This is a genomic window from Oceanobacillus aidingensis (genome assembly GCF_042654105.1).
Taxonomy (GTDB): domain Bacteria; phylum Bacillota; class Bacilli; order Bacillales; family Amphibacillaceae; genus Oceanobacillus; species Oceanobacillus oncorhynchi.
Window position 1 is genome coordinate 20,928 of record NZ_JBHSFT010000040.1, and the last position, 12,850, is coordinate 33,777.

10 protein-coding genes are annotated in these 12,850 nt (G+C 37.7%); 9 read left to right on the plus strand and 1 reads right to left on the minus strand.

Going from position 1 to position 12,850, the window contains the following annotated elements:
- Positions 1–525 precede the first annotated feature (525 nt).
- Complete coding sequence (locus ACFO3P_RS15145) at positions 526–2,010, minus strand: xylulokinase (RefSeq protein ID WP_289585029.1); 1,485 nt, start codon at positions 2,008–2,010, stop codon at positions 526–528.
- A gap of 609 nt (positions 2,011–2,619) precedes the next feature.
- Here ACFO3P_RS15145 and ACFO3P_RS15150 point away from each other — a divergent pair.
- The 9 genes from ACFO3P_RS15150 (at position 2,620) to ppsA (ending at position 12,303) form a co-directional block, all read left to right on the plus strand.
- Entirely contained in the window at positions 2,620–2,964 is a 345-nt protein-coding gene (locus ACFO3P_RS15150) for an ArsR/SmtB family transcription factor (RefSeq protein ID WP_193064593.1), read from the plus strand.
- Positions 2,965–2,980: 16 nt separating this feature from the next.
- Entirely contained in the window at positions 2,981–4,279 is a 1,299-nt protein-coding gene (locus ACFO3P_RS15155; protein WP_289585030.1) for an arsenic transporter, read from the plus strand.
- A gap of 14 nt (positions 4,280–4,293) precedes the next feature.
- On the plus strand, positions 4,294–4,713 hold the full coding sequence (arsC, locus tag ACFO3P_RS15160) for an arsenate reductase (thioredoxin) (protein ID WP_289585031.1): 420 nt from the start codon (positions 4,294–4,296) through the stop codon (positions 4,711–4,713).
- 269 nt (positions 4,714–4,982) lie between these two features.
- Positions 4,983–5,426 carry an SRPBCC family protein gene (locus ACFO3P_RS15165; protein ID WP_289585032.1) on the plus strand — a complete coding sequence of 148 codons (444 nt, stop codon included), beginning with the start codon at positions 4,983–4,985 and terminating at the stop codon, positions 5,424–5,426.
- A 362-nt stretch (positions 5,427–5,788) separates the two neighbouring features.
- Entirely contained in the window at positions 5,789–6,580 is a 792-nt protein-coding gene (locus tag ACFO3P_RS15170; protein ID WP_289585033.1) for a MerR family transcriptional regulator, read from the plus strand.
- A complete protein-coding gene (locus ACFO3P_RS15175) occupies positions 6,573–7,508 on the plus strand; it encodes an ABC transporter ATP-binding protein (RefSeq protein ID WP_289585034.1) in 936 nt (311 codons plus the stop codon). Before ACFO3P_RS15170 ends, ACFO3P_RS15175 begins: the two co-directional genes overlap by 8 nt.
- Entirely contained in the window at positions 7,505–8,275 is a 771-nt protein-coding gene (locus tag ACFO3P_RS15180; protein WP_289585035.1) for an ABC transporter permease, read from the plus strand. The genes ACFO3P_RS15175 and ACFO3P_RS15180 overlap by 4 nt, the downstream gene beginning before the upstream one ends.
- A 75-nt stretch (positions 8,276–8,350) precedes the next feature.
- Positions 8,351–9,430, plus strand: a complete 1,080-nt coding sequence (locus tag ACFO3P_RS15185) for a hypothetical protein (RefSeq protein WP_289585036.1) — start codon at positions 8,351–8,353, stop codon at positions 9,428–9,430.
- A 257-nt stretch (positions 9,431–9,687) separates the two neighbouring features.
- Entirely contained in the window at positions 9,688–12,303 is a 2,616-nt protein-coding gene (gene ppsA / locus ACFO3P_RS15190; RefSeq protein WP_379542507.1) for a phosphoenolpyruvate synthase, read from the plus strand.
- Positions 12,304–12,850: the final 547 nt, after the last annotated feature.

The window sequence follows — 12,850 nt, forward strand, 5'->3', positions numbered from 1 at the left end:
ATTGGTTTTTTCATACTTGTAAATAGTTGAAATTTCTATTTAATGTAAAAACTTCTAATTACTATAAACGTTCAATAAATTTTTTAATACACTAGTTTATAAGTTGTCTACAGTTGAATTAATATAAAAGAACTTCTAGGTTAGCATATCTTATGGAGATTATTCTTGCTACAATCACTGCTTTAGCTGGTGCCTTTATGTTAGCCAGCGCGGTAGAAGGATGGTTTTTGGCAACTATGTATTACTGAAGTTTTTTTAATTTGTGTTAGAGTCCAATTATTTTTTTAAAGTAAAGTGGTTGTCGATAATTGAAAAGATGGTGAAAATCATATAAGATGTTCTAAAATGCACAGAAGGGATTATTTTTTGTTGAATTATTATAATGTGGCTGTTACCAAATAATTCATTTAAGTTCAAAGAGATTACTATCCAAGAGGACAGCATGTAACGTAAAATCTAGTCAAGCGCTAATTTCTGATGAAGAAAATTCAACCTAAACAGCCACAAAACAGCCCCAAAGCACATTCACCTATACACCGACTGCAAAGCAGGATGTAATTTCTTAAAAGTCTCATATTGTGCTGCATAAACTGCTACTCTTTCTTGATTCGGCGTATAGTCTTTACTTGGGATGTTTCTGACAAACGTATTCACAAACTGCCGATAAGATTCACACCATCCCAGCTCGATAAAAGCCGTAGACGCCACCCCGATAGATGGCAGATACGCACTATTTAATGGAACTCGAATGGGATGGTTCATAATATCTGTCATCATTTGACACCAATGATTGCTCTTTGACACGCCGCCAATTAATGTAATCGTGCGTTGGTCCTTTAACTCATACATTTCTAATGTTTGTTTTAAGGAGAAAGTGACACCCTCCAGGGCTGCTCGTGCTAGATCTTTCCTCTCTGTATGCGGGGTAATTCCCCAATAGGCTCCTTTAGCGTTTGGATCAATCATTGGGTTCCGTTCCCCGTTCAAATAAGGCAAAAATAATACACCGCCGCTGCCTGGTTCCGTTTGTTCGATTAGCGTTTCAAATGTTTCATATTTATGTGCAACATGCTGGTCAATATACAATTGAGCTGCCCATTGGTGGACATTCCCCACATTAAGTAATGGTGCCACCGAGATACGATGTGATTTTTCCACAAAAGCCAGATTAAAATGACTTTCGGATAAGGAGTCTAACTGTCCTTTATTTTTTTCTACAATGGCTAGCCAGCCGGTTGTCCCCATATAAAAATAACAATCATTTTCATGGACTGCCCCAGCTCCGAGGGTGGTTGCTCCCGCATCTCCTGTTCCATTGATGACAATAGTAGATGTCGAAAATCCGGTGAGTTTACTAGCTTCTTCGGTGATTGTTCCTACGACACTATCTGCTTCTAGTAATTTAGGTAATTTTTCTTCGTTAATCCTGCAAGTTTGAGAGATTGTCTCGTTCCAGACACGATTTTTAAGATCCATCATTCCCGTAGTTGCTGCAGTTATTGGATCGGTGACTGCTTCATTCGTCAGTTTATAAATAACATAGTCCTTTGAACTAAATACAAATTTCTTTGTATTCTCATACTGGTTAGGGGAATGCTTTTCCAACCATTTTATTTTAGCCAGTGGTGTTGAGGCACTCACATTATTCCCTGTATGACTGCGAATTTCCGGACACTGCTTATGTACCCATTCCGCTTCTTTTCCAGCTCTCATGTCAGAGTATAAAATAGCGAGATACGTATCCGCTTCACTAATGGAAATGACATCTTCCATTTGACCGGAAAAGGTTATTGCCCGAACAGATTCAGGAGAAATGCCGTTTTTCCACCAAAGCGATGTAATCTGTATGACCGCTTTCCACCAATCTGCCGGTTGTTGTTCGATTAATCCCTCTTCAGATACAAAGGTTGTTAACTCAACCGAATGTTCTTCCATAAGCTGCACGTCTTTACCCACCAAAATTCCTTTTACTGCTGTTGTTCCAATATCAAAAACAGCTACATATGTCATATTACCCCTACTTTTCTATGATTGTTTTTATTCACCAATACATTGATATCATGCCGCTTCCTCTTGTAAAGCAGCAAGCCGGACGAATTCACTGCCCGCAACTGTCCCATCATGACCCTGCTGTAGAATACTTCTTAGATTATAAAGCTGCATGCAAATATGTATGAAACTATTATACATGATTTTTTAATGATTAATTGTCAGAAGACTCTGGAGTTATATTCGTAGAGAGCGGTCAAAGAATAATTTATTCTTGAATATTGTGTTATGTAGGCAAGTGAAAGGGTGGAGCGTCTTAAATTATGCAATTGCAGAACTAGTAATAGGAGCGGCACTTGAATGTAGGAGTTACTTATACACTCAAATTTTTGATTGGGGAGTCTATTAATTTATACTTTAGCAGCATTAAGCTACTACATATCTTTACTTTATTCTGAAGGCGTGGTTAAAAGATTAGAGGATAGATATTCCTAAAATAAATTGAAGAGAGCAGGTCATAGGGGATTGCTGTACGGATATTCAGCAACTGTGGAAAAAGTGTTTTTATTGTATATATAAGTGAATAGTTATATAATTATATAACATTAGGATAGTGAAAGGGGAATCTAGATGTTACAAACAACAATCAGCATGGAGAAGGCTGCCGGGATTTTAAAATTACTTGGTGATAAAACAAGGCTGACTATGTTGAAACTAATGGATGAACAGACTTGTTGTGTTTGTGAGTTCGTTGAAATATTTCAATCGAGCCAACCATCCATTAGCCAACATTTACGCAAACTGAAAGATTTGGAGTTAGTGAAGGAAGAAAGAAAAGGACAATGGATATTTTATTCGGTCAATAGTAAGAGTGCGTATTATTCATTCATCAAACCAATTTTGGATCAATTACCGAATCAAAATGATAAATTAAAAGAATTGGAAGAAAAAGGAATACGTATTTCTTGCTGTTAGGTTTGGAGGTCTTATTTTGTCAGCAACACTTCTACTCGCCATTTTAATATTTGTATTAACCCTCGTTCTGGTCATTTGGCAGCCGAAGAATTTAAATATCGGCTGGTCTGCCATGGGAGGAGCTGTTATTGCTTTACTCGCAGGAGTAGTGGGATTTAGTGATGTACTTGAAGTTATAGGCATCACATGGAATGCAACATTATCATTTGTCGCCATTATTCTTATTTCGTTAGTATTAGATGAAATTGGATTGTTTGAATGGGCAGCATTACATATGGCACGAATTGCAAAAGGGCATGGAATCAAGATGTTTGTCTATATCAGCATTTTGGGTGCGATTGTCGCAGCTTTATTTGCGAATGATGGTGCAGCACTTATTCTAACACCGATTGTACTTGCAATGGTACGTCACTTGAATTTTAAAGAAAAAATGATTTTTCCATTTATCATGGCAAGTGGGTTTATCGCTGATACAACATCCCTGCCGTTTATTGTTAGTAACTTAGTTAATATCGTTTCAGCCGATTTCTTTGGGATTGGATTTGTCGAATATGCTTCAAGAATGATTATTCCAAACTTATTTTCTTTAATCGCCACGATTTCGGTATTATTAATTTATTTTAGAAAAAACATCCCTAAAAATTATGATGTATCGAAATTAAGAACACCAAGTGAAGCGATTAAGGATTTAAAAATGTTTCGTCTATCCTGGTTTGTACTTGGTTTATTAGTAATTGGGTACTTTACGAGTGAATTTATCCATGTACCTGTTTCCATTATTGCTGGAATCATTGCGATTTCCTTTATCATCATGGCAAGACGCAGTACCGCTGTTAATACGAAAGAAGTGATGAAAGGTGCACCATGGAATATTGTATTCTTCTCTATTGGAATGTACGTGGTGGTCTACGGTTTAGGTAATGCTGGGCTTACTTCTGCACTTGCAAGTTTGATTCAAACAGTTGCTAATCAAGGATTGTTTGTTGCAACGGTTGGCATGGGATTTATTGCAGCCTTTCTGTCCTCTATCATGAATAATATGCCTACCGTAATGATTGACGCTTTAGCCATTGCGGAAACAAATACATCCGGTGTGTTGCGGGAAGCTCTTATTTACGCAAATGTAGTCGGTTCAGATTTAGGTCCCAAAATTACACCTATCGGTTCTTTAGCAACATTAGTATGGCTGTATGTATTATCTCAAAAAGGCGTTAAGATTTCATGGGGCACTTATTTTAAAACAGGGATTATTTTAACCCTTCCCATCTTATTGATTACATTAGCAGGTCTCTATCTAACATTAATTCTATTTTAACAAGGAGAATGATTATGTCTAAAAAAACAATTTATTTCTTATGTACTGGAAACTCTTGCAGAAGCCAGATGGCTGAAGGCTGGGCGAAAAAACATCTTGGAGATGCTTGGGAAGTGAAAAGTGCAGGCATTGAGGCACATGGCTTAAATCCAAATGCCGTAAAGGCAATGCAAGAGGTCAATATTGATATTTCTAATCAAACATCCGATATGATTGATCCGGAAATCTTAAATAATGCGGATTTTGTGGTAACCTTATGCGGAGATGCTGCGGATAAATGTCCAATGACACCGCCACAAGTGAAACGTGACCATTGGGGATTTGATGATCCGGCCAAAGCTCAAGGGAATGAAGAGGAAAAATGGGCTGTATTCCAAAACGTCCGTGACCAAATAGGAGAAAGAATGAAACGTTTTTCGGAAACAGGAGAATAAAGTAATATTATCTGCAAAAAATCAAAACCACTAGTGTGACTGGTGGTTTTTGTTATGGTGAAAATAAGGTAACTGATCAATAATTTGGCTATATTCCTGAAAATGAAAATCATCCTTAAGATATGAAATATGCTGATAAAATAAATAGAAATAGTGACGAGGTGAACATAAACTAACCGCCAATTTAGTAAATTAAGAAGTAAGGAGGAGCACGGTAGGGTATAATGATAAAGAAGTATTAAATCATCTGAAGGGGAGTTGATGTTGTTATGGATACGCAAGTAACTACAAAACTTAAAATACATAAGCCGACTAATGAGGTGTTCGAAGCAATCGTAGATCCTTTGAAAATCGGAAATTACTGGTTCTCCTCGAGCTCCGAGAGATGGGAAGAAGGGAAGTCCATTACATTGAGATATGATGAATATGGAGCAGAAGGTAAAATAAATGTATTAACCATCGAGGAAAACAAGAAAATCAAATTTTCATGGGGTGAAGAAGCTAATGAAGAAACAGTTGTTAGCCTTACCCTAAAAGAGTTTGATCATACAAGTACCATTATTGAAGTGAACGAATCAGGCATTAATGAACATGATCCGGAAGCAGTAAACAAAATGCTGGGACAAAAAGAAGGCTGGGTATATACGCTAACTTGTTTAAAGGGTTATTTGGAACATGGAATTCGTGATTTGAGAGCATCCTTAGTTCATTAGATAGAAGCATCTTCCGTAATTACCTTGCCTTATTGAACGAATGGATGAGTTAACTTAAATTCCGTAAATTGACTGATGCAAATTCAAGAATTATACGCTGATACTGCGTGTGGATGGTTATGTTAGGTATCGTAAAAACCTAGCCGAAAAACACGGAGGCAAGGTCAGCAGCATAATAATCCCTTCCTGTTTTGAAATGCAGAGAAGGGGTTATTTTTGTTGGAGTTTTAAAATGGGAAGGCATTTTTGAACGCAACACCTCGCTTAAACCGGTACATAATGAAAAAATAAAATAATCCCATTTTACGTACTTGCAAATGACGTTGCGTAATGTGATTTAATATTAATCAGGAGGTGTATTCATGGAAAAGGAAAGGAAGTTTTCGATTGGAGAAATTTCCAAACTGACTGGTGTCACCGTCCGGACGTTACAATATTACGATAATATTCAATTAGTACCGTTACAAAAAAGCGAAACAAGCAGACGGAGATATTACACAGAATCAGACTTAACCAGGCTGCAACAGGTTCTGTTCTATAAATCATTAGGATTAAAAATCAAAGATATTACGAAGCTGTTAGAAGAAACCACAACTGCTGAGCAGCTTCGTCACGTATTAGAAAAACAGCGCGAAATTTTTTATTATAAGCTGCATGATATCAAAAGCAATATTGCGATGATTGAAGCGAGCTTGGCTGGCATTGAAAAAAATGATTCCCTTCCTTTAGGAAATTTGGTGCAATTAATTATCTCTTTAAACAAGGACACGGTGTATCAATATAAAGATGTTTCCTTTGATAAAAAATCTGAAGATACCTTTATGGAGCACTATCAGAATGAGGAAGCGATTTTGGAAGTATATTGGGACTGGAAAGCACTGATATTAGAAGCGGTCGCACACATACTGAATGCTATTCATCCAGAGAGTGAGCAAGGACAAGACTTTGCTAAAAGGTGGATTGAAATGGTTGTAAGTATTTCAGGCGGGAGTCAGGAGCTGCTCGATGTTTATAAAGATTCCTATAAAAACCGGGAGCAATGGCCAAAGGAGGACCGGCAGCTGATTGACTTTACCAATGCGTTTATCGATAAGGCGGTAGACCACTACTTATCTTCAGGCAAGTCTGACGACTGGAGGAACAAAAATGATTGAAATGAAGCATTTAACGAAAACATTTAAGGATAACATCTCCGTCAATCAATTATCACTGGTCATCCAGCCAGGCGTGGTGACAGGTTTTTTAGGTCCAAATGGCGCAGGGAAATCCACAACAATGAAAATGATATTGGGACTGATGAACCCAAGCAGGGGCAGTGTAACGATTGATGGGCAGGCCTATAAAGATTTAAAGCTTCCTATTTCTAAAGTAGGAGCTTTAATTAACGGAGATGCAGTAAATCCAAAATTAACTGCCAAGCAGCATTTAGAAATCCTCGCTTCAGCTAGCGGTATTTCCAAAAAACGAGTAGATAGCATGCTGATGGAAACCGGGTTGGAAAATGTAAAAGACAAACCAATCGGCACATTCTCCTTAGGAATGAAACAGCGTTTAGGAATCGCTGCTGCTCTTCTGGGAGATCCGGAAACAGTCATCTTAGATGAACCCTTTAACGGATTAGACGTAGACGGGATTCATTGGTTGCGTAAATTAGCAAAGAAGCTGGCACGGGAAGGGAAAGCAGTACTTGTGTCCAGTCATCTCATGAGTGAAATGCAAATGATAGCGGATCGAATGATTATCCTTGCCCAAGGTAAATTAATTGCGGATATGACCATCGATGAATTAGCACAAAACAGTCTCGGCTCCTTTGTAAAGGTAAAGTGTGAAGATAATCATAAATTACAGCGTTTATTAGCTGCAAAAGGGGCAGAGGTGAAACAGGTGAAAAATGACGTGCTGCAGGTTTATCAATTAGATATAAAACAAATTGGATTAACAGCGAAGGAAGGACAGCTTGCCTTATACGAATTAACGAAGGTACAGCCTTCCTTGGAACAATTATTTGTAGAATTAACGGAAGGAAAAGCAGATTACGTTTCAACGGATAACCTGATGGCGGAAGGGAGGGAAAGCGAATGAGGAATATCATTCAAGCGGAATATAAAAAGATTTTCTTTCTTACCTTTTCCAAAGTCTTTTTGACTTTTACCATTGGAATCAGTTTATTGATAGGGGTTATCTTTGCTGTAACAACCAACGTCACACAGGGTACGGCAATTACAGATTTATCTGTTATGGAGGTTGTTTCCGCAAATATGCTAGGCGTGGATCTAGCCAGTATTTTGTTGATTATTTTTACTGCGTTAACGATATCGAGGGAATTTACCGCAGAAACCATTTACACTTCTTTAGCAGCCGTTCCGAATCGGAAAAAACTATTTTTGGGAAAATATCTCATCTTTTTTCTACTGTCCATAGCAGTGAGCATCCTGACCGTAGCACTCACTTACCTGTCCAGCCAACTCATTCTGATGGTAAATAACATGTCATTTGCCAGCTTAGCCGATTCGGATATCCGGCAATTTGTTTTTGGAGTCTTGCTGATGCCAGTATTTTATTGCCTGCTTACCGTTGCGGCAACCATTCTTTTCAAGAACAGCGGTGGAGGAATTGCTTTTTCTATCATCATTTTGGCAATCCCGGCACTGATTCAAATGTTTCCCGATTCGCTCCAAAAAGTCTTTCTTCCGATTTTGCCTCAATCGGCAATACACAGTTTATCTGGTACAGCTGGAGCAGAATCGTTTGAAGCAACCGGTGCGATTACCAGTATGACTATATTGATTCTATGGCTGGTCATTACATCTGTTATAGCTATCTTTTCATTTCAGAGAAGGGATTTTTAATCTATTATGGTATGTAGAAGAAAATTTTTTTCTATAGATTATTATTCATAAAACTAATTTAACCTGGAGAGAACAATGAATATAAAGAAGATATATCTAATTTTATTAAATGTGCTGCTTGTATTCTTTTTGATATTTTTGCTTTCTGTAGAGCATCTAAACTTATATGCAGTCATCTATGCCGTGGTGGCAGTGATTTTGATTGGCCATTTATGGTTATCACAGAGTAAAAAAACAACAAAAATCATTTTGACAATTATTTATTTACTCATTATGTCTGCGCAACAGGTGTTTAATACCTTATTTGTATTTTCCGGTATCGATACAGGTATGGTATTTCTAATAAAGAAAATGATTGCGGTTATTTTTATGCTGGTTCCTTTTTTTGTTTTGTATTTTAATTATCTGTATACGATACAAAACGTCTTTTCCCAATCTGTAAAGGACGCCACTGCAATCAGTTTTAACATGATGAAAGAAATGCAAAAAAGTACTTTCAGCTTGGGGAATAAATTAAAGAAAGGCAGAAATTCCTTATCCCGGGAAAACCTAAATGAAATCATGGAGGATCTTCCCAGGCACAGCTATACGAAATATTTAAATAAAAATACCTTAACCGATGCCTTCTTTGCGGAATGTCAGCGGAGTTTAGCTGATGAACATTTGTATATTGTCATTTCAAGTACCGGAAGTCCTGCAAGTGAACTGATCTCTGTCTTTACACAAAAAGTTTATAATCATGTTTCACTTAGCTTTGACAGAGACTTAAAAACGATTGTGAGTTATAACGGCGGAGAAAAAGTTTCCCCACCCGGCCTGAACCAAGAACAGTTAGCACAATTTCACAAAAAGGACGATGCGGAAATATTAGTCTACAGCCTGGAGGCTTCAAAGGCACAAAAAGAGATAATTATGGATAAAGTAAAGGAAATTAATGAAACAGGCAGTGCGTATAATTTTGTCGGGCTGGTTACTAAATTCTCTATCCGTCCCAATATTATGTTTTGTTCCCAGTTTGTCTATAATATGCTGAAAATAGCCGGCTTGGAATATTTTCAGAGCCCTGCCACTAAAATAAAGCCGACCGACTTAGTGGAAAAAGATTATTATAGAAAATTGGCATTTTGTTATCAAATCAAATTTAATGAGTTGTAGAATGTTTGGTTGATTATTGAATCACAGGTTAGAAGAAAAAAATGTATAACTATATGTATTGCAGATTAAAAGGGATATGAGCTGCTGTACGTGGAGAAAATCAGGTGATTAGGTTAAGGTCTGGCTGCCTTTCGAAAATGGAACGCTAACTCTTTCTAGTTTAATTATAGCATATACAAAAAAGTAAATATAGACTGTTTATTCCCATTTACTACTGCTAAAATCAATAGAACCATAGCGAATAGGAGAGATGTAGAATGCGTTCTTTGGTTATCGGTTTTCAGGAAATGGACAAAACACAGCTTATGAACGTTGGAGGCAAGGGGCTAAATTTAGGGGAATTATCAAAAATCCCGGGGATAAAGGTGCCTGAAGGATTTTGTATCACGACAGCTGGATATCAAAAATCCATCCAAAAAAATGATCGATTGAAAGAACTGATACATCAATTAGCAACGTTAAAAGCAGCGGACCGAGACCACGTTGGTGAACTCAGCAAAAAGATACGGCAAGCCATCATAGAAACAGAAATCCCTGCTGATATAGTGAAAGAGGTTACCGACAAACTCTCTAAATTCGGTGATGAACATGCTTATGCGGTTCGTTCCAGTGCCACTGCCGAGGATTTGCCTTATGCTTCTTTTGCTGGTCAGCAAGACACGTATTTAAATATTATCGGAAAAGAAGCCATCTTACAGCATATCCGAAAATGCTGGGCTTCCTTATTTACGGATCGTGCAGTAATTTACCGGATACAACATGGATTTGATCACAATCAAGTTTATTTATCTGTTATCATTCAAAGAATGGTGTTCCCACAGGCTTCAGGTATTTTATTTACGGCAGATCCCATCTCCTCCAACCGAAAACTGCTATCGATTGATGCTGGTTTTGGCCTGGGAGAAGCATTCGTTTCCGGTTTGACGTCAGCTGATTGCTATAAAGTCGAAGAAGGAAAAATCATTGATAAGATGATAGCCGATAAAAAGTTAGCTATCTATGGACGAAAAGATGGAGGGACAAATACACATCAGCTGAATCCGGAACAACAAAAGGCTCAAACACTTACAGATCAACAAATCTTACAGCTGGCCAGTATCGGACGTGAAATTGAAGCTTCCTTTGGAATGCCGCAAGATATTGAATGGTGTTTGGTTGATGATACATTTTATATTGTCCAGAGTCGTCCTATTACGACGTTATATCCCGTCCCTGAAGTGAATGATGCAGAAAAACATGTTTATGTATCTGTCGGCCATCAACAAATGATGACGGATCCTATGAAGCCATTAGGAATTTCCTTCTGGCTGTCAACAACTCCAGCACCAATGCATCAAGCTGGCGGGAGGTTATTTGTTGATATTGCACCGCGACTGGCTACACCTGACAGTAGACAAACGCTGATAGAAACCCTTGGAGAGTCTGATCCGCTCATAAAAGATGCCTTAATGAGTCTTATTGAGCGGGGAGATTTTAGCAAACCTTTGCCAAATGGCGATCATGAACCAGCATTCACCAATCGTGATAAAGCGATGGATTCGATCGGTTTTCACTCACAAATTGAAAATGACTCCACGATTGTCTCTGACTTAATCAAAAGCAATCAAGCATCTGTAGATGAATTAAAACAGACTATCCAAGCCTATTCAGGAGCGGATTTGTTTGATTTTATTCTGGAAGACCTTCAGCGATTAAAGAAAATCTTATTTGATCCGCAAAGCTCGAAAGTAATCATGACTGCTTTAGAGGCTCCTGTATGGATTAATAAAAAAATGGATAAATGGCTGGGAGAAAAGAACGTGGCAGATATACTGTCGCAATCTGTACCAAACAATATTACTTCAGAGATGGGACTGGAATTATTAGATGTGGCAGATGTCATTCGCCCTTACCCGGAAGTAATTGCGTATTTACAAGGCGTTAAAGAGGATGATTTTCTAGATAAATTGACCGAATTTGAAGGTGGCCAAGAGGCTCAACATGCCATTTATGCTTATCTGAACAAATATGGTATGCGCTGTGCCGGGGAAATCGATATTACAAAAACGCGTTGGAGTGAAAAACCGTCTATACTTGTCCCAATGATTCTTAATAATATTAAAAACTTTGAAGCTGGTGCCAGCAAAACAAAATTTGACCAAGGACGGCAAAATGCTTTAAAAAAAGAACAAAAGCTTCTTGGACGCTTGGAGCAATTACCCGATGGGAGGCAAAAAGCGAAAGAAGTGAAGCGGGTAATTCGTTTAATGCGGAATGTTATTGGTTATCGGGAATATCCCAAATATGGCTTTATTAGTCGTTATTTCATTTATAAACAAGCTTTGCTAAAAGAAGCTGAACGGCTCGTACAAGCGGATATTATTTATGAAAAAGAAGATATATACTACCTCACTTTGGAAGAACTTCATGAAGCTGTACGAACAAACAACTTGGATTATCAGATTATCAGTGAACGGAAAAAAGCATATAAATCATACGAAAAACTGACTCCGCCACGTGTGATGACATCAGATGGTGAGATCATTACAGGTGATTATAAAAGAAAAAATCTCCCTGCCGAGGCAATAGCAGGTTTGCCCGTTTCTTCAGGAGTTGTAGAAGGAAGAGCACGTGTTATTTTAAATATGGAAGAAGCCAACTTGGAAGAAGGAGATATTTTAGTTACTGCCTTTACTGATCCCAGCTGGACACCATTGTTTGTTTCCATTAAGGGACTCGTTACAGAAGTTGGCGGGCTGATGACGCATGGAGCCGTTATTGCAAGAGAATATGGTCTTCCAGGAGTGGTTGGTGTAGAAAATGCAACGAAGCTGATTAAGGATGGACAACGAATTCGCGTGCATGGAACAGAAGGGTATATTGAAATATTGTAATTGTTGAGGATGTTATAAGGGTTTTTGTTCAACGTAACAGCTAAGGGTATTAAAAAAGAGTCTATAAGAGATGTGTATCTCTATATAGACTCTTTTTATCAAGTTTTCAAATCCTCCGTTATAAATAATCGCCATACAAGAATCCATAAACCCGAAATCAAAACAGAAATAAATATTACAATTCCTTTACTTTCTTTTATGAAGTAGGTAAAAAGAGGTAAAAAGAGCACTTTGTAATGATAGCTAAGAAACGAATAAGATACGGAAGTTTCTTAATTATTTTAAATATAACGAAACTCAAAATTAGGGAAAAGGTCATAACAAAAAATGGGGACAAGTCAGTTCGAATTAGGACTAAGTGATATTCGGCCTATTGTAAAATGATTTATAAATACATAATATTATGAAATAACATGAAAGCCTGTTATTTGAAAACTTCATAAGAAAGCATTCCTGTAATGAAGAAATATGAGGGGAAATGAGCGTAGAATCAATTTTACAGAAAAGAATCCCCCTTGGTAGTATAGAGAGTGTCATCGCGGTGACC

Bases quoted from the DNA above. Each gene is read 5' to 3' on its own strand.
- ppsA (WP_379542507.1), top strand. From the start codon at position 9,688: ATGCGTTCTTTGGTTATCGGTTTTCAGGAAATGGACAAAACACAGCTT.
- ACFO3P_RS15150 (WP_193064593.1), top strand. From the start codon at position 2,620: ATGTTACAAACAACAATCAGCATGGAGAAGGCTGCCGGGATTTTAAAA.
- ACFO3P_RS15180 (WP_289585035.1), top strand. From the start codon at position 7,505: ATGAGGAATATCATTCAAGCGGAATATAAAAAGATTTTCTTTCTTACC.
- ACFO3P_RS15170 (WP_289585033.1), top strand. From the start codon at position 5,789: ATGGAAAAGGAAAGGAAGTTTTCGATTGGAGAAATTTCCAAACTGACT.
- ACFO3P_RS15185 (WP_289585036.1), top strand. From the start codon at position 8,351: ATGAATATAAAGAAGATATATCTAATTTTATTAAATGTGCTGCTTGTA.
- ACFO3P_RS15165 (WP_289585032.1), top strand. From the start codon at position 4,983: ATGGATACGCAAGTAACTACAAAACTTAAAATACATAAGCCGACTAAT.
- ACFO3P_RS15175 (WP_289585034.1), top strand. From the start codon at position 6,573: ATGATTGAAATGAAGCATTTAACGAAAACATTTAAGGATAACATCTCC.
- arsC (WP_289585031.1), top strand. From the start codon at position 4,294: ATGTCTAAAAAAACAATTTATTTCTTATGTACTGGAAACTCTTGCAGA.
- ACFO3P_RS15145 (WP_289585029.1), bottom strand. From the start codon at position 2,010: ATGACATATGTAGCTGTTTTTGATATTGGAACAACAGCAGTAAAAGGA.